A 23,660-nucleotide genomic window follows, 5' to 3' on the forward strand; every position below is an offset into this window, starting at 1 on the left:
TTTACGAGAAATTTATTTTAGGAGAAGTGATGATCTACGATAACATCGTAAAAACGATCGGTAATACACCTATCGTAAAGGTTAAAACAGGTGCTGACGAGGCTGAAATTTACGTAAAATTAGAGTTTTTTAACCCAGGCGGCTCTGTAAAAGATAGGATCGCATTTAATATGATCACAAAAATGTTAGCTGATGGCACGCTAAAACATGGCGACACTATCGTTGAGCCAACAAGCGGAAATACAGGTATCGGCGTAGCTATGTGCGGTGCTGCACTTGGCTTTAAAGTGATCCTTTGCATGCCTGAGAGCATGAGTATCGAAAGACGCAAGATCGTTGCAGCTTATGGCGCTCATCTTGAGCTAACTCCTGCAGCTGGCGGTATGAAAGCAGCGATCGCAAGAGCTACTGAGCTAGCTGCTCAGCCAAATCACGTAATGCTAAGCCAGTTTGAAAACAAGTATAACCCACAAGCTCACGAGCTAACAACAGCTGCTGAGATCGTGGCTGATTTTAGCAAGCTTGATGCCTTTGTAGCAGGCGTTGGCACAGGCGGCACGATAAGCGGCGTGGCAAAGGTTCTAAAAGAAAAAGGCTATGACACTAAGATCATCGCAGTAGAGCCTGAAGCATCACCAGTTTTAAGTGGCGGCAACCCAGGACCACATAAAATTCAAGGCATCGGAGCTGGATTTTTGCCAAATACAATGGATATGAGCCTAGTTAGCGAAGTAGAAAAAGTAAGCAACGATGACGCACTAAACGCAGCTAGAGCGATCGCAAAGAGCGATGGCTTGATGATAGGCATAAGTGGCGGCGCTTCTTACGTGGCTGCAAAAAGAGTGGCTAAAAGACTTGGCGCTGGAAAAAAAGTGCTTTTCATAGCTCCAGATAACGGCGAGAGATACCTAAGTACAGAGCTTTACGGAGCGTAAAAATATGTGGGAGAGTCTAAAAGAGCTAGTTCAAACCGTCCGCGAAAAAGACCCATCGGTGCATAGTTGTTGCTTTTTGGCGATACTTATAAACACTCCTGGCATCCATGCGGTTTTATTTCACAAAATTTCTCATTTTTTATATGAGAAAAAGTGGTTTTTTCTAGCTAGACTCATCTCGCAAATAGCAAGATTTCTAACAGGCATCGAGATCCACCCAGGGGCAAAGATTGGTAGGAGATTTTTCATAGATCACGGCATGGGCGTGGTTATCGGCGAGACGGCTGAGGTCGGTGATGATGTGATGATGTATCATCAAGTGACACTTGGCGGCACTGGCAAAGAGTGTGGCAAGCGCCATCCAACCATTAAAAATGGCGTGACTATCGCCGCTGGCTCAAAGATACTTGGTGCTATAACGATCGGTGAAAATGCTAAGATCGGTGCAAACTCGGTTGTGCTAAAAAACGTCCCAGCAAACGCAACTGTCGTTGGCATACCAGCAAGAGTTGTCAGGGTAAATGGGACAAAATTTGAGCCAGAATTTATCATTTAAAATTTAAATTTACTCCCACTGCACTATAAAAATGCAAATTTTTGATACGGCAAATTTACTATCCATAATGTTGCCAGCGTTTTTTAGCTTTGCACTGCCTATTATAATATTTGTCATTTTAATAAATTTGATAACAAAATTTATTAGGCGAAAGCTACATCAAAAATCTTACGTAAAATTTAACCAAAGAAATATAGCTGATACGTTTAGTGCAAAAGAGATAGCAAAAAAATTTGGCAAAAACGCAAAAGATGTAAATGAGGTTTTGTTAAATTTGGGCTTCATAAAAAAATGTGACAACGGCTACAACGTGACAGATGTTGGCAGATACTATGGCGGCATGCAAAATTTCTACATGGGCAAAGCAAGTGTTAGGTGGGACGAGAGGCTACTTTGTAATGAAAATTTCATAAACGAGATAGTAAAAGCTAGCGAAAAATCTAGCAAAAAAGAGCAAAAAGAAGACTTTAGAGAGAAATTTAAGGCAGACTATAGAACTAATGACGGTCACTATGTAAGAAGTAGGGCAGAGCTAGTTATAGCAAACTGGCTTTTTGCTGAGGGTATGGCTTATGAAAAAAGAGTGCCGATAAAAGAGGATATATATTGTGATTTTTACATACCAAAAGGCAAGATTTATATAGAATTTTTGGGATATGAAGATGATGAGGCATATCTAAAAAGAAAAGAGAAAAAGATAGAGCTTTATAAAAAATACAATTTAAATTTAATAGAGATAGATAACGATAAGATCGGCAATTTAGATGACTATCTGCCAAAAGAGCTTTTGAAATTTGGTGTGAGTTTGAATTTGTAGAAAAAGGGGCGAGCGCCCCTGTGATTATTTTAAAGTTTGGATGTATTCAGCTACTGCTTTTGCATCTTCATCGCTCATTGGAGTAGCGATAGGTTTCATCATAGCACCAAGACCAAATTTATTTGCTCCTGTTTTGTAGCCTTTTAGAGCTGCTTCGATAGCTGCTGCGTCAAGTGATGTTAAAGCTGGGACTTTGTTATTGAAAACTTTTTCAGCTTTAGCGCCATGACAGGCAACGCATTTTTTATAGATTGTAGCGCCATCTGCAGCGAAAGCAGCAGTTGAAAGTAGAGCTGCAACACTTGAAACGATTAGTAGTTTTTTCATTTGTCATCCTTTTTAAAAAACGTGCCGGCATTATAATACAAAAATGTAAATTTGCAAGGGGCGGGTTAAAATATTTTGGCTATAATCACCAAATGATAAAAGAAACAGCCAACAAAGCACTTTTTTTAGACCGAGACGGCGTCATAAATGAAGACGCTGGATATGTTTGCGAGATCAAAGACTTTAAATTTATTGATGGCATTTTTGATGCGCTAAGAGAATTTGCTAAGGCTGGCTATAAGCTCTTTGTCGTGACAAATCAATCAGGCATCGGCAGGGGCTACTACACGCAGGAGCAGTTTGACGCTCTAAACAAATTTATGCTTGAAAGCTTTAAAAAAGAGCAGATTTTTATCACCAAAGTCTATTTTTGCCCGCACGCTCCAGAGCAAAAATGCACCTGCAGAAAGCCAAATCCAAAAATGATACTTGATGCTTGCAAAGAGTTTAGCATCGACCTTGAAAACTCGCTCATGATAGGCGATAAGCCAAGCGACGTCGAGGCTGGTAAAAGAGCGGGTGTGGGCAGAAATTTCTTGCTTGATGGCATAAATTTTAAAGATGTAAGAGATGTTTTAAATAAGCTAAAAAAGGAAAAATCACTATGAATTTAAACGGAAAAAAGATAGTTATAACTGGCGGCGCTGGCTTTATCGGCTCAGCTTTGGCGCACTATTTTGATGAAAACTATAAAGACGCTCACGTGCTTGTCGTGGATAAATTTAGAAACGACGAGACATTTAGCAATGGCAACCTAAAAAGCTTTGGACATTTTAAAAATTTACTTGGCTTTAAGGGTGAAATTTACGCTGGCGATATCAACGATCCTAGCACGCTTGAGAAGATAAAAAGTTTTCGTCCAGACGTCATCTACCACGAGGCAGCGATCTCGGACACGACCGTAAAAGAGCAAGACGAGCTAATAAAAACAAATGTAAATGCCTTTGTAAATTTGCTTGACATCTGCGAGAGTTTGGGCGCAAAGATGATCTACGCTAGCTCAGGGGCGACTTATGGCAACGCAAAGAGCCCGCAAACCGTTGGCGAGTGCGAAGCGCCAAATAACGTCTATGGCTTTAGCAAGCTAAGCATGGATAATATCAATAAAATTTACGCAAAGCGCGGCGTGAGCGTGGTTGGGCTGAGGTATTTTAACGTCTTTGGCAAGGGCGAGTTTTTCAAAAATAAAACCGCCTCGATGGTGCTTCAGTTTGGCTTGCAAATTTTAGCTGGCAAGACCCCAAGGCTCTTTGAGGGTAGCGACCAGATCAAACGCGACTTTGTCTATATAAAAGATATCATTGAGGCAAACATAAAAGCGCTTGACGCGCCAAGTGGCGTTTATAACGCAGCTACTGGCAAGGCTAGAAGCTTTCAAGATATCGCTGACATCTTGCAGCGTGAGATCGGCGTAAATTTAGGCAACGAATATATCAAAAACCCATTTATCGGCTCATATCAATTTCACACAGAGGCCGACGTAGCCCCAGCTCGTGAGGCATTTGGCTTTAGCGCGACTTGGAGCTTAGAAGAGGCGATAAAAGACTACTTGCCAGAGATAAAGAGAATTTATAAGGAAGAGATAAATGGCTAAGAGAGTTAAAATTTTAGTCGTCGGCGATCTCATGCTGGACCACTATATCTGGGGCAGTTGTGAGCGCATATCGCCTGAAGCCCCAGTGCAAGTTGTAAAGATAAATAACGAAACCTACACACTTGGTGGCGCTGGCAATGTGGTGAGAAATTTACTCTCTCTTGGCGCAAATGTGAGCGTGGCTAGCGTCTTAGGTGATGATGAGGCTGGCAAAAAGATAAAAGAGAAGCTTGCTGAGCTAAATGTAAAAGATGAGCTCATCCTTACTGAAAAAGGGCGTGAGAGCTCGATAAAAAGCCGCATCATGGCATCTCATCAGCAAGTTGTCAGGATCGATAAAGAGAGTGTTGTCAAGATAAATTTAGAAGATGAGCTTGTCTTAAAGGTCAAAGAAAATCTTGCAAATTTTAAGGCCGTCTTGCTAAGCGACTACGGCAAAGGCGTGCTTAGCGAAAAGGTCTGCCAAGAGATCATAAACGAGTGCGTGAGGCTAAATATCCCAGTGCTCATAGACCCAAAAGGCAGCGACTACTCAAAGTATAAAAACGCAACCCTTCTAACGCCAAATAAAAAAGAGGCGAGCGAGGCTACAAATTTAAAGATAAAAGACAAGGCCGAGCTTGAAAAGGCGATAAAACAGCTAAAAGACGAGCTAAATTTGACCTATTCGATCATCACGATCTCAGAAGAGGGCATCGCGCTATATGACGACAGGCTGCACATCTTTGCGGCAAAAGCAAAAGAGGTCTTTGACGTCACTGGCGCTGGAGATACGGTGCTAGCGTCACTTGGCTACATGCTAGCAAATGGGGCTGATATAAAAGAGGCGATAAAGATAGCAAACCTCGCAGCAGCCGTCGTCGTGGCAAAGATAGGTAGCGCAACGGCTAGCTTTAGCGAGATCGAACAGCTGCTGAATAGCTCATTTGGGGCAAATTTCGAGCACAAGCTTAAAAGCGTCGAGGAGTTAGAGGAAATTTTGAGCCAAAAGGGCAAGAAAAAGGTCGTTTTCACAAATGGCTGCTTTGATATCTTGCACGCTGGACACGTAAAATACCTAGCGCGCGCAAGGGAGCTTGGCGATCTTTTGGTTGTCGGGCTAAACTCGGATACTTCAGTTAAGAGACTAAAAGGCGAGGCTAGACCTATAAACTCGCAAGATGATAGAGCCTGCGTGCTAAGTGGGCTTGGATTTGTAGATTATGTCGTGATATTTGATGAGGATACGCCATTAAATTTAATAACAAAGATAAAGCCTGACGTGCTTGTAAAAGGGGCTGACTACAAGGGCAAAGAGGTCGTTGGCAGCCAGATCGTAAAAGAGGTCAGGCTGATTGACTTTGTCGAGGGCAAAAGCACAACAGGGATAATAAAAAGGATAAAAGATGCTAAAAACGATGATAAAAAATGAGCTCGAGGCTCACCAAAAGACCTTTAACGAGCATGTAAATTTGATAGGTAGCTTGGAGCGTGCTTGCCAGATGGTGGCTGATACGCTAAAAAATGGCAAAAAGGTGCTAATATGCGGTAACGGCGGCTCTGCGGCGGACGCTCAGCACTTTGCAGCCGAGCTAACTGGCAGATATAAAAGCGAGCGTCAAGCGCTCCCTGGCATCGCGCTAACTACTGATACTTCGGCACTTACGGCCATTGGTAACGACTACGGCTTTGACTATGTTTTCTCACGCCAGTTTGAGGCCTTAGCTCGCTCTGGCGACTTGCTCGTAGCGATCTCAACGAGTGGCAACAGCAAAAATATCCTTGAAGCTATAAAAAGTGCCAAGAAAATGGGCGTATCAGTGCTTGGACTTAGTGGTAAAGGTGGCGGCGCGATGAATGAAGGGTGTGACCTAAATTTAGTCGTTGGCTCAAGCGATACTGCAAGAATTCAAGAGTCGCACATATTTTTTATACACACGATCTGCCAGGCCGTAGATGAGGCTTTTAGGGGCTAAAATGCAAGAAGCGATGGATAAATTTTTAAGTGATCCTTGCCAGCAAAATGAGATAAATTTGATATCGGCTTTAAAAAAGGCTACTTTTTTTGCTCCGGTGCTTTTAAACCAAGCGCTCGCAAAGCCTGATGGCGGCGTAGTTTATGAGGAGGAGGGCTCAAATATCAAATTTATCCTACTTGAAGATGAGGGCGAGAAGCTTAGCTATTTTCCGGCATTTACAAGCAAAGAGGCGATGAAGCTTTGGCGAAACGACAGCGAGCAAGAGAGCATTGAGATAGGGTTAAAAGAGTATCTTGCGATGCTAAAAGAGAGCAGTTATGCTGGCGTCGTGGTGGATGCTTTTAGCTATGACTTCGTGCTAAAAAGAGAGCTTATAGAAAAAATTCTAGCCTAGTGCGTAATAAAATTTATAAAATTTTACGTATTATTTTATGCATACGGCTTTGATGAGGTAGATTTTGAGTTGCTGGTCTATTTAAATTTGTTTTATGGGCTGGCTTTTGCTGTGATCTATGAATTTGGCTTTTTGGACGCATTTATTAAAATTGATATTGTAGATGAGCTAAATTTAATTTCACTACCTCGTTTATAAAATTTGGTTTCATATATCTTTGTTATTAGTAGCAAAATTAAATTTAATATACGACATTAAAGCCAAAAGATTTAAATTTAAGTCTGAAGATCGGCGGCTATCTTGTAACAAAGATATGTGGATTAATTTAGAGTTTTATTGCTTGAAAAATTTATATCACAGATGGTTTTTGTTGTTGTGGTGCGCGGTTGCAATTTAAAGCAGCCATAAAGTTAAATTTATTAGTTATTGCCCTAAATTTGGCTCTTGATAGATTAAATTTGACTTTTAGTATAGAAAATTTGCAGGTTTAGTGCCACATTTGCCAAGATTAAAGCGGGCATTTACTTGAGAGCTTGAGTAAATTTGCTGCTTAAGGCTTTAAAATTGACTTTTTAGATCAAATTTGTAGCTAAATTTAAGCCCAAAAATAGTTGCAATAAAATAAAAATAAATAAATTTACCGATAGAAATTTTAAATTTTGCAGACTTAACGCTTTAGTGTGAATATCGTAATACTCTAAATTTAAATGCAAAAGCAGTTTATGTTAGAGAAAAATAGCTAAAACCAAATTTTCAGTTTTTCTCTAAATACCAATGTTAGTGAGTGCTCTAGTTTAAGGATTGAAGCAAAATTTAGTTTTAAATTTGATCTTTGTAGATTAAATTTGCAGATAGAAATTTTAAATTTTTGCAGACTTGTTAAGATTTATAGAAAATTTGGTGATAAAAATTTTAAAATTAGCCTTTGGCAGATCAAATTTACAGCCTGAAACGCTCTATTTGCTAAAAAATTTAGAAAGATTTTCTATTTGAACGCCGTTTACAAATAAATAGCCTCTATTTATCGCTGGTAGCTTTAAAATTCTAGCTTTTTCTTTAAATATTTTTGGCATTATGGCTTTGCAAAATGGTGTCACTAAGATAAATTCATTAGCATATCCAACGGCGATCTTGCCACTTAGCACCACGCTTGTTTGCTTTGCTAAATTTGCGTTTAGCTCATATTTTTGAGTCTTGCTTAAAAGCACATTTAGCTCTTTTGCCGCCATATCGACGCCCCGAACCACGTTACTATCATTTTTTATAATGAAAATTTCATCATCTATCTTTGTAATATTTGGCAGTAAATTTTGTCTATCAGCCTCCAAAAACTCAAAGCTTTTCTTCACGCCACTAAAATACTCGTCCAAAAACGGCTCGCTAAAATTTAGTCTCACAAAGCTTCTTTTAAGCTTGCCTTCTAAATTTGTCTCATCGACAAAATAGCGCAAACCTCGCTCGTCAAGGTAGTTTTGAAGCTCTTTTTTGCGTAAATTTAAAAGCGGTCTAACCAGCCAAAAGTGCTTTCTCCTCTCAAGCTCGCTCATACCAAAGAGCTCTTTTAGCCCAGCGCCCTTGCCAAGCTGCATCAAAAACCACTCAAATTTATCGTCAAATTGATGCGCTAGGATCAAATTTTCATAACCAAATTTTTGGCAAATCTCACCAAAAAACTCATATCTCGCTTCGCGCGCGTTTTTTTCAAAATTTGACTTATCTAAATTTACGCTTTTTATGTAGATTTTTTTACCAAATTTACTGGCAAGCTCTTTGGCGCTTTCAACCTCAAATTTACTCTGCTCTCTAACGTTGTGATCGACTATGGCTAGATCAAACTTGACCCCAGCTTCTTGCAAAATGTAAAAAAGTGCAGTGCTATCGATGCCGTGCGAGAAGGCAAGCAGGTTTGCGCCCAAGCTTAGCCTATCAAGCACATTTTGGCTTATCATTTTGCTTTTTTGATGATGGTGGCGACTAGTTTTTGATCAACCACGTCGCTGACCTCACAAAGGTAGAGCGAGCCTATCTCAAGCTCTTTTACGTCGCTTTCATTGATCAAAATTTCGCCATCTATATCTTTGTCCCAGATATCTTTTTTGGCAGCGTAAAACATCTCACCCTCGCTGCTAATGCCCTCAAGCGATGCGTAAATTTGCTTGCCAAGCTCTTTTTGCAAGCTCTCATTTATCGCTTTTTTGGTGATCTTTTCTATCTTGCTTAGCCTTTTTGAGATGATTTTGGCTGGGATTTGCTCCATTTCAAAAGAGGCTGTGTCCTCTTCTTTTGAGTAGGCAAAGGCGGAAATTCTATCAAATTTAAACTCTTCTAAAAACTCGCAAAGCTCCTCAAAATCCTCCTCGCTCTCGCCCGGGTGTCCCACGATGACGCCAGTTCGCAAGAATGAATTTTTGGCATTTCTCATCAAATTTAAAAGCTCTTTTATCTTTTTAGCGCCACTTCCGCGCTTCATTATCTTTAGCATATTTTCGCTGATGTGCTGGATAGGCATGTCAAAGTAGTTGTGAAAGATAGGCGAAGCGATGATGCGCGAAATGAGCTCCTTGCTGGTCGTGCTTGGGTAGAGATAAAGTATCCTAGCACTTCTTACGCCTTCTATCTTTTCTATCTCGTCTATTAAATTTATTAGCCCGTCGCTAACGCCCTGATCGCGCATGTATGAGCTTGAGTCTTGGGATAAAAAGCTAAAGTCGTAGTAGCCTTTTTTGACCAAATTTTTAACCTCATTTACGATGTTTTCAAGCGAGCGTGATTTTAGTTTGCCCTTAAATGTCGGTATCGCGCAAAAACTACATTTTTGGTTACAGCCCTCTGAAATTTTGATGTAGGCGTGGTAGTTTGAGCCAGTTATCACGCGCTCTTCATTTGCCTGCAGATAAGTTTGCGGGCTAAATAAATTTTGCTTTTTCAAGATGATCTCATCGATCTTGTCATAATCAGCCACGCCGGTAAAGAGATCGACCTCAGGTAGCTCTTTTATTAGCTCATCTTTGTAGCGCTGCATAAGACAGCCAGTCACTACCAGCAAAGAGCCATTTTTACGAGCTTCATGCATCTCAAGTATGGTTTGGATGCTCTCTTCTTTGGCGGATTTGATAAAGCCGCAGGTATTTACGATGATGACGTCAGCGTCGCTGATATCGTCCGTGATATCGTAGTTTTGCAAGCGCCCAAGCATGATCTCTGAATCAACTAAATTTTTATTACAACCAAGCGAGATTAGATGAAGTTTTGGCATTTTTAGATCCAGATGTTGTCTATTAGCCTAGTTTTGCCAACATAGGCGGCTACTAAGATTATTGTGTTGCCTTTTTCTACCTTTGAAATTTCATTTAAATTTCTATCCGTAACCGCAACGTAATCAACCTTTAGTGGCTCTAAAACTTCAAGCATATTTGCCTTGAGCTCACTCGCGTCTTCTTCGCCATTTTGGATTAAATTTTGTGCTTTATTTAGCGATCTTGAAAGTCTTAGCGCGTTGCACTTATCTTCGTCGCAGATATAGACGTTTCTGCTTGAAAGTGCTAGGCCGTCTGGTTCTCTAACGATATCGCAGGCAACTAGCTCGATGTTTAAGAAAAATGTCTTTATCATGTTTTGCACGATGATGAGCTGCTGGGTGTCTTTTTTGCCCATGTAGACGCTATTTGCACGAGTTAGGCGAAATAGCTTATTTAACACTCTTAAGACGCCGTCAAAGTGCCCTGGCCTAGTTTTGCCCTCTAAAATGGTCGAAAGCTTCTTTGGAGCGACGATGAGCGGCTCATCTTCAAAGTAAAGCTCATTTTCGTTTGGGATGAAGATAGCGCTAACGCCGTTTTGCTCGCAAATTTGGATGTCGCTTTGCTCTTTTCTTGGGTATTTTTCCAGGTCTTCGCCTGGTAGAAATTGAGTTGGATTAACAAAAGTTGAGACGATGCTTATCTCATTTTCGCTCACGCATTTTTTTATAAGGCTAACGTGTCCGTCATGAAGTGCGCCCATTGTCGGGACAAAACCGATCTTGCCGCTTGCGTTTGAGACGAAATCCTCAAGTTCTTTTATAGTTCTTATGATCTGCATATTTGACTCTTTTTATCTAAATTTTAACTTGGCATTGTAACAAAAAAGGATTAAAAGGGCGTAAATTTAAAAATGTAAGCAACTTTTGGCTAAAATCGGCAAAAATTTATGGAGAAAAACTTGGATAGTTACGAATACAACGAGCTTTTAAAGAAGCTACAAACAAAAGTTGAAAACATAGGCTCTATCGTAAAGCCTGACGAGATAAAGGCTAGGCTAAAAGAGATCGAGGCGACCGAGCAAGACCCTGACTTTTGGCAAGATATCGCTAAAGCTGGGGCGCTAAATAAAGAAAAGACAAAAATTTCAAACATGCTTGCTAAATTTAGTGACGCTCATCAAGCAGTTAGCGACGCAAAAGAGCTCTTTGAGCTAGCAAATTCTGAAAATGACGAGGAGACTATAAATTCTCTCTTTGAAGATGCTAAAAATTTAGATGAAAAGATAGTAAATTTAGAAATTTCTATGCTTTTAAGTGGCGAAGATGACGGCAAAAACGCGATCGTATCGATCCACCCTGGAGCTGGTGGCACTGAGAGTAACGACTGGGCGAGCATGCTTTATAGGATGTATCTTAGATTTTGCGAGCGTGAGGGCTTTAAGGTCGAGACTCTGGACTTTCAAGAGGGCGAAGAGGCAGGGCTAAAGGATGTGAGTTTTATCGTAAAAGGCGAAAACGCTTATGGATATTTCAAGGCAGAAAATGGCATCCACAGGCTCGTTCGCACAAGCCCATTTGATAGCGCAGGACGCCGTCACACGAGCTTTTCTAGTGTCATGGTAAGCCCTGAAGTAGATGATGATATAGAGATCGAGATCGAAGAGAAAGATCTAAAGATAGACACTTATAGAGCCAGTGGCGCAGGCGGTCAGCACGTAAATAAGACTGAATCAGCCATCCGCATCACGCACATACCAACTGGCATCGTCGTGCAGTGCCAAAATGACCGCAGTCAGCACAAAAACAGAGCCACAGCGATGAAAATGCTAAAGTCACGCCTTTATGAGCTTGAGCTGATGAAGCAGCAAGAGGCTAGCAACAGCGTCGAAAAGAGCGAGATCGGCTGGGGTCATCAGATAAGATCATACGTGCTTTTCCCATATCAGCAGGTAAAAGACAACCGCAGTGGCGAGGCATACTCGCAAACTGACGCGATACTTGATGGGGATATCAAAAAGATGATAGAGGGCGTTTTGATCGCTCAAAAGGCTGAGGCGTAGGAGCTAAAATATAGCTAGCTGTTAAATTTATGTGTTAAATGCTATAATCACTCAAAAATAAAAAGGAAGAGAATGCCAAAATTGGATGAGGCTAAAGAGCGCTTAGGCATGCTAAAATTTTGGCTAGGAATTTTTGTTACAATTTTGGTTGGCCTTATAAGTTGGATTTTTACTCACTATAAGGACTATGCCGACAAGCTAGAATTTTATAGTGTTTGTATGTGCGCAGCTCTTTTATTGATTTTGATATTACTTGGCAATACAAAGTCTAAAAAGATATTAAAAGAGATAAAAGAGTTAAAGAAATAAAGGATAAAAATGGGAATTTTTGTATCTGTTCTTATGATAGCAAGTGTGATTTTGATCGGGTATTCGGCTCTAAATTCTGTCGAAACTAATTAAGAGCTAAAATTTCATCTCTTTTAGCTTTGTGCAGGCTTCTTCTTTGCCATGGTAGCAAGCCTCGTCAAGATAAATTCTAGCTTTCTTATAGTCATTTTTACCTAGGTAGATAAGCCCTAGATCATAGCTGGCCTCGCTTGAGCCAAGGCTTGTGGCTTTTTCGTAAAAATATATCGCTTTTTCTAAATTTTTATTGACCACAAGGCCGTACTCATAGATATATCCAGCGCTTCTTAGTCCGTCTATGTTGCCGTATCTGCCAGCTGTCTCAAACCAAAAAAGTGCCCTTAAGATATCCTTGCTAAAGCCTTTGCCGTCACGAAAACAAACGCCAGTTTGCTGCATGGCTAGGACGTTGCCATCTTTTGCGTAGTCGTAAAATCTCTTGCAAGCTTTTTGGTAGTTGCCTTCGTTATATAGATAGATGGCGTCTGCTATCTGCTCTACTTCAGGATCAAGTGGTGGCTGGCTAAGACCTAAATTTTGCGAGATTTGCTCTGCTGAACAGCCCCAAAATAGCAAAATACTAAATAGAAAAATGATAAATTTTTTCATATTTGTCCTTGAAAATTTAGGCGATTTTATCGAATTTTATCTTATAATGATCGCAAATTTAAGCAAAAAGGAACGATATGGATCATAACGCACTTTTGACACAGCTTGGCTACAACATAGACGAAACGACCACTGAGCATATGCGTAGAATTTTAAATAATACTGACGGCCTTTTGCCAAAGAGTGTGATCGAGCTAAACGATCATCTAAAGCCACACCTTTGCTTTGTAGCGATGAGCGGGAGTGAGGATAGGCTAAAGATAAAAAACGTCGCAACCGTCAAAGAGATAAAAGAGCTTGTTGATGAGATTATCAAAAGCTGGGCAAATAAATACAAAATGGATATCAAAAAGATAAACGAAACTACATACTACATAATAGGAAAAATTAAATGAAATATGACATTGTTATTATTGGATTTGGTAAGGCTGGCAAGACGCTAGCTGTAAAGGCTGCTGCGCTTGGCAAAAAGGTCGCGCTAATCGAGAGATCGCCAAAGATGTATGGAGGCACTTGCATAAACGTGGGCTGCATACCGACAAAGCGTCTAATCACAGCTGCAAAAGAGGCGATATATGCAGATAATAGCGTTGAAAACGAGTATTACACGCTTAGCATCGAAAATAAAAATAAGCTAATCTCAGCTTTAAATTCTAAAAACTATGCGATGCTAAATGATAAAGAAAATATCGACGTGATCGACGGTGTTGGCTCGTTTAAAGATCAAAATAGCGTCCTAGTTACAACCTCAAGTGGCGAGCAAAAAGTCGTTGAAGGCGAGTTTATCATCATAAACACTGGCTCAAAAGAGGCGTATGCGCCATTTGAGATAACAAACTCAAACGTCTTTTCAAGTAAAACCTTGCTCGATCTAAAAACTATGCCAAAGCATCTTGTCATCGTTGGCAGTGGATTTATCGGTATCGAGTTTGCGTCGATGTTTGCAAATTTTGGCTCAAAAGTGACCATCGTCGGACGCTCAAAACTGCTAAAAAACGAAGATGAAGACATAGCTAAAAGCGTAAAAGATGCGCTAAACGTGCAAGGCATCGAAATTTTAGAGGGTTGCGAGATAGAGAGCTTAAAAGATAATGCGCTAAATTTTAAACAAGATAATGAAGATAGGCTCATCAAGGCAGATGCGTTCTTAGTAGCGCTTGGCAGAGTGGCAAATTTAGATGATCTAAATTTAAAAGCAGCTGGCGTCGAGCTAAATGAAAAAGGCTTTATAAAGACAAATGAGCACCTTCAAACAAATGTGTCAAACATCTATGCAGTGGGCGACGTGCGCGGCGGAGAGCTTTTTACCTACACTAGTTTGGATGATTTTAGGATAGTTTTCTCGCAAATTTTTGGCGATAAAAAACGCACCACACAAAACAGAAGCATCCATGCAAATGTGCTATTTACCGACACACCGCTAGCAAGAGTTGGCGTAAATGCAAAAGAGGCTAGCAAGCTTGGGCTAAATTTCAAGGAGCTAAAACTTAGCATGGCAGCAGTGCCAGGAGCAAAGGTGCTAAATCACGATGTGGGCATGCTAAAAGCGATCGTTGAAGCAAGTAGTGGCGAAATTTTGGGGGCAAGCTTTCACTGCATCTACGCAAATGAGATCATAAACGAGATCGCGATCTCGATGAATTTAAAAGCAGATGCAAATTTCTTTAAAAACCAAATTTTCACTCACCCAAGCATCAGCGAAGCCCTAAATGACTTGTTTGGACAATACTAAAAGGATAAAAATGAAAAAATATCTACTACTTTTAACTGCTCTATTTTTCACAGGTTGCTTAAACGTCATCGGCATCGGGGAGACGCCAAAGCAAGATGACTCGTGGCAGCAACCAAAGGACGAAAAAGTGGTGCAAAACAAAGAGCAAATTTCAAAAAATGCTATCGATCTTTTAACACCAAAGTGCGAAAGCGGCGATGCTGAAGCCTGCAATGACTTGGGTGTAAATTTTGAGCTTATGAAAGAGTATGACAATGCCTACGCAAACTACAAAAAGGCTTGCGATGCGAAAGTGCAGCTTGCTTGCTCAAATCTTGGCACGCTCTATGAAAACGGCCTTGGCGTGAAAAAAGATCCAAAAAAAGCGGTCGAAATTTATAAGGATAGCTGCAATAGTGGCGGCGTACAAGCTTGCTATCATCTAGGCAACGCCTACCGCAAGGGCGAGATCGTAAAACAAGACTACTACCTAGCGATGGAAGCCTACACAAACGCTTGCAACGCTGGGGATCTGCCAAGCTGCGCAAATATCGGTGCGATGTATGAGCTAGGTCTTGGCATGAACAAGGACGAAAAGAGAGCTTATGGGATTTACAAAGTCGCTTGCTTTCGTGGTCTAAACAAGGCATGCCCACAGATGAAAAGACTTGGCGCAAAGCTTGGCATGTAAGTAGGAAAATAAGTGAAAAAAGTTTTAAATTTCGGGCTTATCGTAGCTGCTAGCTTTATGCTAAGTGGCTGCTGGTCGTGGCAAAAGATGGTGAGCTTTGGCTTTTGGCAAAGTGATGAGGAGGCTAGGGCGGAGCGTCTTGAGCTTGAAAAAGAGAAGATGGTGCAAAACTGCGAGAGCGGAAATAGCATCGACTGTAACAACCTAGCTGTAAATTTTAGCAACGAAAAGGACTTCGTAAAGGCAAAGGGCTACTACGAAAAGGCTTGCAATGCTGGGCTTGCGACTGCTTGCTCAAATTTAGGACAAATTTATGAGCAAGGGCTAGTTGATGAGCAAAAAGATATCGAAAAGGCTCTAAAGCTTTATAAACTAGCTTGCGATAGTGGCGACGGTGTTGGCTGCTACAACGAGGCAATGGGGCTAAAGTCCTACATCGAAAGCGAAAATTTAAAAACTCATAAGATAGATAGAACCAAGGCTGAGGCTAGGGTGCTAAAGCTTTTGGCAAAGAGCTGCGAGCTTGAGTATGCACAGTCGTGCTTCTTGCTTGCAAAGCTAAGCGGCGATGAAACAAAGGCAGACGCACTTTATAAAAGAGCCTGCCAACTTGGCAAATGCGTGGATAAAAAGTAAGAATTTGTGTAGCTTAAATTTATAAAAGCTACACAAAGTTAAATTTAGTTTGATCCGCTAAGTCTATATCCCACGCCTGAGATGTTTTTGATGAGGTCGGCGTCAGTTTTTGCCCTTATCTTTTTGATAGTCATTCTAAGAACTTCATTACTCATCGACTTCTCGCTCCAGACATAGTTTTCTATCACTTCGTAACTTACAACTTTTTCTATATTACTCACGAGCAAAAAGAAGAGTTTTGCCTCATTTTTTTGGCATCTGTACCTCTTCACTATTTTTGAAAAGCTGCTTGCTCTTCATATCGTATTCGTAAATTTCTTTAAATTTGATCCTGCTTTCAAGAATATCTTTTGTCGCCATTATGATCGTGGTTTGAAGCTCCTCGATCTTAAATGGCTTTCTAAGGTAGTTGTAAGCTCCAAGCTCTATGGAGGTTAGCATGTGCTCGCTCGTATCAAATGAGGTAATGATGATAGATCTTACGTGTGGCGCTCGTTTTCTTATCTCATCAAGCATTTCAAGGCCGTTTAAATTTGGCAAATTTATATCAGTGACAACGATATCAAACTCATCTTCAAAGTATCTTTCAAAGCCCTCAAGTCCGTCCTTGGCACAAACTATTTTTTTGCAGTAAAACTCCAAAGATTGCTTTATAGCAAGGCTTGTACTTTCGTCATCCTCCACCAGCAAAACCGATACGTCTTTTAACTTTTGCAGTATGTTTATGTCTAGCAACTTATCTCCTTTGCTATCTTTAGAGTAAAAATGGTTGGATTTTTTGTTCTGCTTAAATTTAACTCTCCACCACACTTTTTAATAGCTATCAGCCGTGAGATATATAACCCAAGGCCACTACTCTTTTTAGTGCTTTTAAAAGGCTTAAAAATTTCCTCTCTTAGTTCATCTTCTATGCCATTTGCATTATCTATCACTCTGATCTCATAGAAATTTCCACTCTCTTTTATGGCTATGACTATCTTTGGGTATTTTAGCCTTCTGCACTCATTTAGAGCTTGTTTTGAGTTTTGTATAAGACAGGTGATGATCTGTTTAAATTCATTTAGGTGATTTTTGCATTTTAGCTTTTCGCTGTTTTTGCAAAGCACTTTTATCTGTACCTTTGAATGCTGTGAAAATAGTATAAATATAGTCTCATCTATCGCCTCTTTTATATTAAATTCCTGCACCTCTTCTTCTACTTTGTAGAAATTTTTAAACATTATCATCGTATTTGTCATATAGTCTATATTTTTTAGTGAGCGATCGATATTGTCGTAGAAAATTTCGTCACTTAGTCTGCCAAGTCTTTTAAACTGAACTAAATTTCCTAAAAATATGCCAAGGGCATTTAGTGGTTGTATCCATTGGTGTGAGATAGATGATATCATCTGGCCAAGCTCTATCATCTTAGCTTGCGAAAAGAGTAAAATCTCATACTCTCTCTTTGTCTTTTCTAAAAGTTCGGTTTGGTTTTTTATCTTTTTATTATAAAAATAGACTAGGCATAAAAAGAGTAGGGCACTAATTATATAAATGGCTAAATTTCTTATGAATTGTAAATTTATCTTTTTATATATCTCATCTTTTGGGGTCTTTGCTATCAAGATCAGTTTGGAGTTTTGCAAGGGTTTTATGGTAAATATCTCGTTTTTTGTTTCATAGTTTTGTGTTTTAGTTAAGTCTAAATTTTCTATATCAAATTTAGCTTTTTTAAGCTCCAAGCTCTCATCTGGATGAAGTAAGATGTTTTGGTTGCTATCTATCAAAAATAGATAACCTCCGTCATCAAGGCTGAGGTCTAAAATTTCGTTTTTTATATCATTAAATGATAGTATCCCACACAGCACACCTTTGATCTCTCTATCTTGCTTTATGCTTTGACAGATCGAGATGACTGAGGTTTTTAGTCCTACATCTTTATATGGCTTTGTGACGTAGATTTCATTTGTTTTTATGGTGTTTTGATACCAAGGGCGAAGCGTTGGATCATAGTTTTGTGGTGCTTTAAAGTCACCGCTTGAGAGGGTTTGCCTATCTTTATATCCAGCATAAACGCTTGAGAAATTTGCTATTTGTGTGCTTTTATTTAGTATATCTTTTATGATTACCCCATCTTTGTTGTGGTCTAAATTTGAGATAAGAGAATTTACTGATTTTAGGCTGAGCTTTTTATTTTCGATCCACTTTTCTATCCTATGGCTCGAGCTTTTTAGGATGTTTAGCTGCTCGTTTATCAAAATTTCTTTGACAAAAGAGCGGTTTAGTATATGGCTGGCTACCATTAAAGATAAGAAGATGATGGAAAATATAATAAACAGCTTGTTGTTATTAAAATTTCCCATCATGCTTTGCCTTTGCTACCAGTTGCCAACTGGTGGATGTTTTATCTCATATAAAGTTTTGCCAAGATCGTTGTGTCCGACATTTTTATGACAGCTGACGCAGTCAAGTTTGTTTTTCGCATCGTCTTTAAATTTGCTATAAAGAGCGTGCATATCAGTTATGTTGGCATTTGATGAATTTTTATCTAAAATAGTTTTATGGCAGCTTAAGCAGCCACTGTCATAGACAAATTTGGCTCTGTCTTTTCTATTTTCTAGCCATGGCTGATCTTTGGCGTCATGAGTCATCATATAAGCTACTTCGCTTATGCCATTGCTAGCTTTTTTAAATACATAGCCTATATAGCTGTCGTGTGGTAAGTGGCAGTCTGCACATTTTGCTTTAAAGCCGTTTTTACTAGCGCCACCGTGAACATCGTTGTGATAGGCTGTCACCATCGGGTCCATCCATTTGTGACAGAGGGTGCAAAATTTATCATCTCCTGTCGAATTTACTAGTGCAGAACCACCAAAAAAGATGATAAAGGCAAAAACTGCAAGTAAAATTATTTTTATGCTTAAATTTTTCATATCATCTCCTTAAGGCACCAAAAGTTTTTTCATACTATCTTGTGAGTGACACATCACACAAAAATTTCTTGATTGTTTATGTGTCGAGTGACAAAGGTCACAGTCCATGTTTGGATAGTGTGGGCTTTTATGCACATTATCGTCATAGCCTAGGTGTCCAGTTTGAAGAGCTAGCTTTTCATAGCTATTGTGGCAGCTTAGACACTCAGAGGTCGTTAGCTTTTTATACTCTTTTGGGTCACTCTCTTTGTGACAGTTTTTGCATTCAAAATGCAAGCTCTCATGCGCCTTAAAAGGGTAATTTTCTTTGCTATATTTTTCTACTTCTAAATTCGCAGCACTAAGGTTTAAGGCAAATAAAAGTGTTAAAAAGAAGGCGTAAATTTTTAGCATTTTTTCTCCTTTTTAGCTAAATTTGCTGCATTTTTGCCAGCTATCCTGCCAAATACTATACAATCAGGTATCGCACAGCTACCAAGTCTGCTAGCTCCATGAGGGCCGCCTACAGCTTCACCTGCTGCAAATAGTCCAGCGATAGGCTTATCTTCTGTGTTATAAACTCTTGCCTCTACATCTATCTTTACGCCGCCCATTGTGTGATGCACCTTTGGTATGGCGCGCCATGCGTAAAATGGTGGCTTTGTAAGATCTGGCACCATATCTTTAAATTTGAAAAATGGCTTGTTAAATTCTTCATCTTTGCCGTTATGGGCATATTTTGTATAGTCATCTATGGTCTTTTTTAGCCCTTCATAAGGGATGCCATAAAATTTAGCTAGGTCGTTAATATTATCAAATACTCTTATAACGCCTTTATCCACGCCTCTTTGCACGTTTGCTTTTGTAGTGCCCATAGCGCCTATGCTATCACAGATAACTACTGGATGAGTTAGACTACCATCTGCGTTTTTGTGAATTTTAAGGATAGCATCCGATCTTATCTTTCTATCGGCTAACTCATTTACAAAGCGCTTTCCAGTTCTTGCATCTACCATTACGCCATAGCTAAATGCAGGTATGGCAAATACTGGAGCTATACCAAAGCCCTCTTCATCAGGACTTCCCCATGGTCCAAGTTGTATCCATTTTAGATCAACTGTTTGCGCACCATTTTTCATCATCACTTTTAAAGCCTGCGCAGTTGCGCCGTAGTGGTTTGTACAGCCAAGATCTGGTGTGATGGTGTTATCGACCTCTTGCCTAAATTTAATATCATAAGCAAAACCACCAGTTGCCATGACGATGCCACCATTTATCTTATAAAATTTGACATTACCACTCTTGTTGTCAGCTTCGTCCTTGCTCTTGTTAAAGTCAAAGTCGTAGTTTTCTCTTACCTTTGCGCCTATTATCTTGCCGCTATCATCTTTTATAAAGTCATCTAAGATAACTCTAGTTCTTATAACCGCACCATGCTTCATAGCGTACTCTTGAAGTGGTATGGTGATCTTACCGCCTGAGTTTATCTCTGGCCAGATAGTTCTTGGCACAGAGTGGCCGCCAAACTGACCAAGCGCATCTCTATAATAAACGCCTCTTTTAAGCGTCCATTCATAAGCGTCGTTGCCATTTTTGGCTATCACTTCTACAAGATCAAGTCTGTTTAAATTTAAACCAGCTTTTAATATATCTTTTACATAAAGCTCGTATGAGTCTTTTACTCCGCGAGCCTTTTGAAAGCTTGAATTTACAACTGCAAAAGCTCCGCCATTTATAGCTGAGTTGCCGCCAAGTACTGGCATCTTATCTATCATAAGCGTTTTTGCACCTTCTTCTATGGCTTGACAGGTCGCAGCACATCCAGCAAAGCCAGAGCCAACCACCAAAACATCCCACTCTTCATCCCATTTGATCTCATCGCCAAGTGCCTCTAAGGGCACAAGGCTAGCTGAGCCAAGTAAGGCAAGGGTATTTAAAAAGTCTCTTCTCTTCATACCTTATCCCTTAAAAACTATAGCTCAGCCCAACTCCAACTTGCGTGATAGTTGGAAGATATGGCTGTGCCTTAAATGTTTGATCATAGACCACAAAAGCTTTTAGATCTGGTGTGATAGGGTAGCTTAACCATGCACTAAATTCATTTTGTTTGTAGTCTTTGTTGTCATTTTGCATTTTATATGTGGTGGTTCCATAAAGTGCAGTTAGGCTTAGCCTTTCTATCATTGTCGAAAGCATAGTGTAGTATGTCCTTGCATCGCGGTTATACATCGCATCACCCTCTTCAAAAGGCACGATCTGGTCACCACCAATATTCATACTTCCCCAGCCATTTTTCTTGCCAGATCTTGTGTGAGCAAGAGTTAGCTTGCTATCTTTGTAGCTTACGTATCCTAAAACTTCAAAAGCCTTGCCATCATCTAAATTTGCTCTTTCTTCTTTGCTTTGCGCGTAGTGGATCATGCCGCCAGCGCCAAAGCTCTCGTTTATCTGTCTATCATAGTTTAGTTTTGCGCCAACTGCTTTAAACAAGCTTGGAGCATATAGTCCATAAACTCTTGCACTAAGGCTATCATTAAATTTATATGTGGCACCAAGCCTATAAAGACCTTTTTTCTCGTTTAGTCTTTTAAAACACCACATCTCTTTGTAGTAAGCTCGTCCTTTTGATCTTGTATAAAGTGCATCTAGCTCTAAATTTGATATAGAGTTGTTTGTGATTCTAATGCCATCATTTATCTTGCCAACCCAATCGGTTATCATCTCTTGACGGCCTATCTTGACGCTTGTGTCATAAGCTTGGTACTGGAGGTATAAATTTGATAGTAAAAACCTATCTCTTTCATAAATTCTCTCAGTTGAGTCACCTTTGCCGTGTTCTGTGTCAAATTCTCTGTCACCCTCATAAACTGGAGCCGCTCCTCTAAAGCCAACTACTGCTTTAAAGTTTTTATAAAAATCGCTCTCATAGTTTAGGCCAACTGAGCCAACCGCCCAAGAGGTGTTGTTGTAATATGTGCTTTTTTCACCTTCATTTACATGTCTGCTTTCAAAAAACATAGTAACATCACCACTTGCTTTGCCGTTTTTTAAGGCTTCTATCAAACTTTCGCTCTGACTAAAAGCAGAGCTAGCCAAAAACATGGCTAGAATAAGACTCTTTTTCATACTACTCACCTTTATAATTTTTTAGAAATTTAGCTGAGTTTCTAAAGTCATCTGTGTAAGGTCTATCGACATCTACAAATTTAACTATCTCTCTATATTTTTCATAAAGATATTTTGTCTTTTTAGATAGTTTTAAATTTTTATCTTTTTGTAAGCGAAGGTCGATAGCTTGAGCTGCGTGCATAAGCTCCATGCCTAAAATTTGATAGTAGTTGTTTAGCTGTTTTTGGAATTTTTGCACAACATAAGGTGCATTTGTAGCCACGTCTTCTATTTCGCCTGCAACTGGTGTGTAGTCAAGTGAGGCAGGATTTGCTAGAAATTCGTTTTCGCCTGCAAGTGAGACAAATGGCTTTTGCATAGCGCCAAATGCATGCACAGTTTTATCTGTTCCTAAAAATCTTGTTAGGTGTGTAAAGCCGTCATTTGAGAGTTTTATCGTTCTTAAAGCACTCGCTTTTGAGTTGTGAGCTAGTACGATAGATGCTTTTTCAAACTCAGCTACCCATATCAAAGGCTCGAAATTTGACGTAGGCACGACAGCTCCACCTTTTGTAAATAGCTTTGTCTCTTGAAATTTATCTGTTTCAGGTGATTTTTCTAGTGAAATTCCAGGATTATCATCTGATGTATTTAGCTGAATTTTCATAAGGCCACTAAGCGTGTCAAGTGAATTTTTAAAGGTTGCAAAAAAGTAGCTAGCATCTCTGTAGCTTAGTGGATCTTGTAAGGCTCTTTCGCTATTTTCATCAAATAGATAGCTATCTTTTAAAGTCTCTCTTAGATCTTTTGCTACTTCGGCAAAGTCAGGAAATGGGCGTAAATTCGCAGCTTCTTTGCTAAATGGAGCGATGTTGCCATTTAGTGCTTCAAGGCTTAGAGCAAAGACTAACTTTGAAATTTCTAGAGCGTTTTTAGCATCTTCTATTGCCATGCTAGCAAGTGCTGCTGAGTAGGCGTTTGAGCTTAAAATACTAAGGCTATCTTTGCCAAATGGAGAGAGTTTTTTAAGACCAGCTCTGCTTAGCGCCTCACTAGCACTCATCTTTTGACCTTTATAATAAACATATCCTTCGCCAAGCATCGCAAGACCTACGTGACCAAGTATGGTGATATCAGCCTCGCCCATTGAGCCAGAACTTGGCATGGCTGGGATGATATCTTGGTTTAGAAACTCTTTATATAGTTTTACGACCTCGCTCTGTACGCCTGCACCTGCGTGCAAGAGGTTATTTAGCCTTGTAGCAAGGACTGCTCTAGCTGTTTTTAGGTCCATATCTTCACCGACACCGCCGCAGTGAGCGTGGATGAGACCTATGTTAAACTCAGTTGAGGCTTTAATCACTTCTGAGTCTAAATTTCCTTTAGCATCGACAAATTTCTTATCTTTGTTTAAGCCAACGCCAACTGTTAGACCATAAATTTTTTGACCATCTTTGGCAGCATTTAGTAAAACGTCGTGAGCTTTATTTACTTTATTTAAAGCATCTTTACTAATATCTACCATAGCTCCATTTGAGATAAGTACTATATCTCTTGGTGTTATGTTTTCACCATTTAGTGTGATGGTTTGAGCACTTACACTAATTGCCAACACAGCTGCTAAAGAAAATAGCTTTATACTTTTCATCTAATCCTCCTAAAATAAATTTTAAAGAGAATATTAAATAAAAATAATTTCTAAAAAGTAATTTATTATTAAATTTTATATTAAGTTAAAAATAAAAAATATGTAAATTTATGGTCTGCGTAGATGAGTTTTATTT

The 23,660-nt window shown here is 39.6% G+C and carries 27 protein-coding genes; 14 read left to right on the forward strand and 13 right to left on the reverse strand.

Features of this window, described 5'->3' with window-relative positions; all coding sequences use genetic code 11:
- Positions 1 to 29 precede the first annotated feature (29 nt).
- From cysK to G6W43_RS10560, 3 genes are read left to right on the forward strand one after another with little or no spacing between them, the layout of a single operon-like run.
- Positions 30 to 935 carry a cysteine synthase A gene (cysK, locus tag G6W43_RS00845; protein WP_002942128.1) on the forward strand — a complete coding sequence of 302 codons (906 nt, stop codon included), beginning with the start codon at positions 30 to 32 and terminating at the stop codon, positions 933 to 935.
- A gap of 4 nt (positions 936 to 939) precedes the next feature.
- Positions 940 to 1,491, forward strand: a complete 552-nt coding sequence (gene epsC, locus G6W43_RS00850; RefSeq protein WP_009294053.1) for a serine O-acetyltransferase EpsC — start codon at positions 940 to 942, stop codon at positions 1,489 to 1,491.
- Positions 1,492 to 1,522: 31 nt separating this feature from the next.
- Complete coding sequence (locus G6W43_RS10560; RefSeq protein ID WP_242039992.1) at positions 1,523 to 2,308, forward strand: hypothetical protein; 786 nt, start codon at positions 1,523 to 1,525, stop codon at positions 2,306 to 2,308.
- A gap of 24 nt (positions 2,309 to 2,332) precedes the next feature.
- Here the strand turns inward: G6W43_RS10560 and G6W43_RS00860 are convergent, their stop codons facing one another.
- Complete coding sequence (locus G6W43_RS00860) at positions 2,333 to 2,635, reverse strand: c-type cytochrome (RefSeq protein WP_009294052.1); 303 nt, start codon at positions 2,633 to 2,635, stop codon at positions 2,333 to 2,335.
- A 92-nt stretch (positions 2,636 to 2,727) separates the two neighbouring features.
- On the opposite strand from G6W43_RS00860, the gene gmhB reads away from it, so the two are divergent.
- From gmhB to G6W43_RS00885, 5 genes are read left to right on the forward strand one after another with little or no spacing between them, the layout of a single operon-like run.
- A complete protein-coding gene (gene gmhB / locus G6W43_RS00865; RefSeq protein WP_103614362.1) occupies positions 2,728 to 3,243 on the forward strand; it encodes a D-glycero-beta-D-manno-heptose 1,7-bisphosphate 7-phosphatase in 516 nt (171 codons plus the stop codon).
- Positions 3,240 to 4,229, forward strand: a complete 990-nt coding sequence (gene rfaD, locus G6W43_RS00870) for an ADP-glyceromanno-heptose 6-epimerase (protein WP_107790962.1) — start codon at positions 3,240 to 3,242, stop codon at positions 4,227 to 4,229. The genes gmhB and rfaD overlap by 4 nt, the downstream gene beginning before the upstream one ends.
- A complete protein-coding gene (gene rfaE1 / locus G6W43_RS00875) occupies positions 4,222 to 5,640 on the forward strand; it encodes a D-glycero-beta-D-manno-heptose-7-phosphate kinase (RefSeq protein WP_194168921.1) in 1,419 nt (472 codons plus the stop codon). Before rfaD ends, rfaE1 begins: the two co-directional genes overlap by 8 nt.
- Positions 5,615 to 6,184, forward strand: coding sequence for a D-sedoheptulose 7-phosphate isomerase (gene gmhA / locus G6W43_RS00880; protein WP_194168922.1), 570 nt, complete (start codon positions 5,615 to 5,617; stop codon positions 6,182 to 6,184). The genes rfaE1 and gmhA overlap by 26 nt, the downstream gene beginning before the upstream one ends.
- A gap of 1 nt (position 6,185) precedes the next feature.
- Entirely contained in the window at positions 6,186 to 6,581 is a 396-nt protein-coding gene (locus G6W43_RS00885; protein ID WP_194168937.1) for an SseB family protein, read from the forward strand.
- 956 nt (positions 6,582 to 7,537) lie between these two features.
- Here G6W43_RS00885 and tilS read toward each other — a convergent pair.
- From tilS to panC, 3 genes are read right to left on the reverse strand one after another with little or no spacing between them, the layout of a single operon-like run.
- Positions 7,538 to 8,530: a tRNA lysidine(34) synthetase TilS gene (tilS, locus tag G6W43_RS00890; protein WP_148824804.1), complete on the reverse strand. Its 993-nt coding sequence runs from the start codon at positions 8,528 to 8,530 to the stop codon at positions 7,538 to 7,540.
- Positions 8,527 to 9,837 carry a 30S ribosomal protein S12 methylthiotransferase RimO gene (gene rimO, locus G6W43_RS00895; protein WP_148824803.1) on the reverse strand — a complete coding sequence of 437 codons (1,311 nt, stop codon included), beginning with the start codon at positions 9,835 to 9,837 and terminating at the stop codon, positions 8,527 to 8,529. Before rimO ends, tilS begins: the two co-directional genes overlap by 4 nt.
- Positions 9,838 to 9,839: 2 nt before the next feature.
- Positions 9,840 to 10,661: a pantoate--beta-alanine ligase gene (panC, locus tag G6W43_RS00900; RefSeq protein WP_194168923.1), complete on the reverse strand. Its 822-nt coding sequence runs from the start codon at positions 10,659 to 10,661 to the stop codon at positions 9,840 to 9,842.
- A 120-nt stretch (positions 10,662 to 10,781) separates the two neighbouring features.
- Between panC and prfB the strand changes: the two genes are divergently transcribed.
- Both prfB and G6W43_RS00910 read left to right on the forward strand, forming a co-directional pair.
- Positions 10,782 to 11,882, forward strand: coding sequence for a peptide chain release factor 2 (prfB, locus tag G6W43_RS00905; protein WP_103568484.1), 1,101 nt, complete (start codon positions 10,782 to 10,784; stop codon positions 11,880 to 11,882).
- Between the two features lie 72 nt (positions 11,883 to 11,954).
- Positions 11,955 to 12,191 carry a hypothetical protein gene (locus G6W43_RS00910; RefSeq protein ID WP_103617487.1) on the forward strand — a complete coding sequence of 79 codons (237 nt, stop codon included), beginning with the start codon at positions 11,955 to 11,957 and terminating at the stop codon, positions 12,189 to 12,191.
- Between the two features lie 96 nt (positions 12,192 to 12,287).
- Here G6W43_RS00910 and G6W43_RS00915 read toward each other — a convergent pair whose 3' ends face one another.
- Positions 12,288 to 12,839 carry a tetratricopeptide repeat protein gene (locus G6W43_RS00915; protein ID WP_103617488.1) on the reverse strand — a complete coding sequence of 184 codons (552 nt, stop codon included), beginning with the start codon at positions 12,837 to 12,839 and terminating at the stop codon, positions 12,288 to 12,290.
- A gap of 77 nt (positions 12,840 to 12,916) precedes the next feature.
- Here G6W43_RS00915 and G6W43_RS00920 point away from each other — a divergent pair, with 77 nt between their 5' ends.
- The 4 genes from G6W43_RS00920 to G6W43_RS00935 are packed head-to-tail and all read left to right on the forward strand — an operon-like array spanning position 12,917 to position 15,877.
- Entirely contained in the window at positions 12,917 to 13,234 is a 318-nt protein-coding gene (locus G6W43_RS00920) for a type II secretion system protein (RefSeq protein ID WP_194168924.1), read from the forward strand.
- Entirely contained in the window at positions 13,231 to 14,571 is a 1,341-nt protein-coding gene (locus G6W43_RS00925; protein WP_194168925.1) for a dihydrolipoyl dehydrogenase family protein, read from the forward strand. Before G6W43_RS00920 ends, G6W43_RS00925 begins: the two co-directional genes overlap by 4 nt.
- A 10-nt stretch (positions 14,572 to 14,581) precedes the next feature.
- Positions 14,582 to 15,241: a tetratricopeptide repeat protein gene (locus tag G6W43_RS00930; protein ID WP_002941997.1), complete on the forward strand. Its 660-nt coding sequence runs from the start codon at positions 14,582 to 14,584 to the stop codon at positions 15,239 to 15,241.
- Between the two features lie 12 nt (positions 15,242 to 15,253).
- Complete coding sequence (locus G6W43_RS00935) at positions 15,254 to 15,877, forward strand: tetratricopeptide repeat protein (protein ID WP_103575803.1); 624 nt, start codon at positions 15,254 to 15,256, stop codon at positions 15,875 to 15,877.
- A 44-nt stretch (positions 15,878 to 15,921) separates the two neighbouring features.
- On the opposite strand, the gene G6W43_RS10565 is transcribed toward G6W43_RS00935, so the two are convergent.
- From G6W43_RS10565 to G6W43_RS00970, 8 genes are read right to left on the reverse strand one after another with little or no spacing between them, the layout of a single operon-like run.
- Positions 15,922 to 16,149 (reverse strand): helix-turn-helix domain-containing protein, encoded by a 228-nt coding sequence (locus G6W43_RS10565; protein ID WP_223232032.1) that lies wholly within the window; start codon positions 16,147 to 16,149, stop codon positions 15,922 to 15,924.
- Positions 16,121 to 16,612: a response regulator gene (locus G6W43_RS00940; RefSeq protein ID WP_223232031.1), complete on the reverse strand. Its 492-nt coding sequence runs from the start codon at positions 16,610 to 16,612 to the stop codon at positions 16,121 to 16,123. The genes G6W43_RS10565 and G6W43_RS00940 overlap by 29 nt, the downstream gene beginning before the upstream one ends.
- Positions 16,606 to 18,222, reverse strand: coding sequence for a sensor histidine kinase (locus tag G6W43_RS00945; RefSeq protein ID WP_103617491.1), 1,617 nt, complete (start codon positions 18,220 to 18,222; stop codon positions 16,606 to 16,608). Before G6W43_RS00945 ends, G6W43_RS00940 begins: the two co-directional genes overlap by 7 nt.
- 12 nt (positions 18,223 to 18,234) lie before the next feature.
- Positions 18,235 to 18,789, reverse strand: a complete 555-nt coding sequence (locus G6W43_RS00950; RefSeq protein ID WP_103617492.1) for a cytochrome c3 family protein — start codon at positions 18,787 to 18,789, stop codon at positions 18,235 to 18,237.
- Positions 18,790 to 18,798: 9 nt separating this feature from the next.
- On the reverse strand, positions 18,799 to 19,182 hold the full coding sequence (locus tag G6W43_RS00955; protein ID WP_103617493.1) for a cytochrome c3 family protein: 384 nt from the start codon (positions 19,180 to 19,182) through the stop codon (positions 18,799 to 18,801).
- Positions 19,176 to 20,723, reverse strand: coding sequence for a flavocytochrome c (locus tag G6W43_RS00960; RefSeq protein ID WP_103617494.1), 1,548 nt, complete (start codon positions 20,721 to 20,723; stop codon positions 19,176 to 19,178). The genes G6W43_RS00955 and G6W43_RS00960 overlap by 7 nt, the downstream gene beginning before the upstream one ends.
- A gap of 10 nt (positions 20,724 to 20,733) precedes the next feature.
- Positions 20,734 to 21,894, reverse strand: coding sequence for an Opr family porin (locus G6W43_RS00965; RefSeq protein WP_103617495.1), 1,161 nt, complete (start codon positions 21,892 to 21,894; stop codon positions 20,734 to 20,736).
- 1 nt (position 21,895) lies between these two features.
- The gene (locus tag G6W43_RS00970) at positions 21,896 to 23,524 is read right to left on the reverse strand and encodes an HAL/PAL/TAL family ammonia-lyase (RefSeq protein ID WP_103617496.1); all 1,629 of its coding nucleotides are present in this window, start codon (positions 23,522 to 23,524) and stop codon (positions 21,896 to 21,898) included.
- Between the last annotated feature and the right edge of the window lie 136 nt (positions 23,525 to 23,660).

Source organism: Campylobacter concisus, from assembly GCF_015229965.1.
Taxonomy (GTDB): Bacteria; Campylobacterota; Campylobacteria; order Campylobacterales; family Campylobacteraceae; genus Campylobacter_A; species Campylobacter_A concisus_BD.

Bases quoted from the DNA above. Each gene is read 5' to 3' on its own strand.
- cysK (WP_002942128.1), top strand. From the start codon at position 30: ATGATCTACGATAACATCGTAAAAACGATCGGTAATACACCTATCGTA.
- gmhB (WP_103614362.1), top strand. From the start codon at position 2,728: ATGATAAAAGAAACAGCCAACAAAGCACTTTTTTTAGACCGAGACGGC.
- G6W43_RS00925 (WP_194168925.1), top strand. From the start codon at position 13,231: ATGAAATATGACATTGTTATTATTGGATTTGGTAAGGCTGGCAAGACG.
- G6W43_RS00920 (WP_194168924.1), top strand. From the start codon at position 12,917: ATGGATCATAACGCACTTTTGACACAGCTTGGCTACAACATAGACGAA.
- panC (WP_194168923.1), bottom strand. From the start codon at position 10,661: ATGCAGATCATAAGAACTATAAAAGAACTTGAGGATTTCGTCTCAAAC.
- G6W43_RS00915 (WP_103617488.1), bottom strand. From the start codon at position 12,839: ATGAAAAAATTTATCATTTTTCTATTTAGTATTTTGCTATTTTGGGGC.
- G6W43_RS00885 (WP_194168937.1), top strand. From the start codon at position 6,186: ATGCAAGAAGCGATGGATAAATTTTTAAGTGATCCTTGCCAGCAAAAT.
- epsC (WP_009294053.1), top strand. From the start codon at position 940: ATGTGGGAGAGTCTAAAAGAGCTAGTTCAAACCGTCCGCGAAAAAGAC.
- rfaD (WP_107790962.1), top strand. From the start codon at position 3,240: ATGAATTTAAACGGAAAAAAGATAGTTATAACTGGCGGCGCTGGCTTT.
- tilS (WP_148824804.1), bottom strand. From the start codon at position 8,530: ATGATAAGCCAAAATGTGCTTGATAGGCTAAGCTTGGGCGCAAACCTG.
- G6W43_RS10560 (WP_242039992.1), top strand. From the start codon at position 1,523: ATGCAAATTTTTGATACGGCAAATTTACTATCCATAATGTTGCCAGCG.
- gmhA (WP_194168922.1), top strand. From the start codon at position 5,615: ATGCTAAAAACGATGATAAAAAATGAGCTCGAGGCTCACCAAAAGACC.
- G6W43_RS00965 (WP_103617495.1), bottom strand. From the start codon at position 21,894: ATGAAAAAGAGTCTTATTCTAGCCATGTTTTTGGCTAGCTCTGCTTTT.
- G6W43_RS00860 (WP_009294052.1), bottom strand. From the start codon at position 2,635: ATGAAAAAACTACTAATCGTTTCAAGTGTTGCAGCTCTACTTTCAACT.
- G6W43_RS00950 (WP_103617492.1), bottom strand. From the start codon at position 18,789: ATGAAAAATTTAAGCATAAAAATAATTTTACTTGCAGTTTTTGCCTTT.
- G6W43_RS00910 (WP_103617487.1), top strand. From the start codon at position 11,955: ATGCCAAAATTGGATGAGGCTAAAGAGCGCTTAGGCATGCTAAAATTT.
- G6W43_RS00970 (WP_103617496.1), bottom strand. From the start codon at position 23,524: ATGAAAAGTATAAAGCTATTTTCTTTAGCAGCTGTGTTGGCAATTAGT.
- G6W43_RS00960 (WP_103617494.1), bottom strand. From the start codon at position 20,723: ATGAAGAGAAGAGACTTTTTAAATACCCTTGCCTTACTTGGCTCAGCT.
- G6W43_RS00930 (WP_002941997.1), top strand. From the start codon at position 14,582: ATGAAAAAATATCTACTACTTTTAACTGCTCTATTTTTCACAGGTTGC.
- rfaE1 (WP_194168921.1), top strand. From the start codon at position 4,222: ATGGCTAAGAGAGTTAAAATTTTAGTCGTCGGCGATCTCATGCTGGAC.
- rimO (WP_148824803.1), bottom strand. From the start codon at position 9,837: ATGCCAAAACTTCATCTAATCTCGCTTGGTTGTAATAAAAATTTAGTT.
- G6W43_RS00945 (WP_103617491.1), bottom strand. From the start codon at position 18,222: ATGATGGGAAATTTTAATAACAACAAGCTGTTTATTATATTTTCCATC.
- G6W43_RS00955 (WP_103617493.1), bottom strand. From the start codon at position 19,182: ATGCTAAAAATTTACGCCTTCTTTTTAACACTTTTATTTGCCTTAAAC.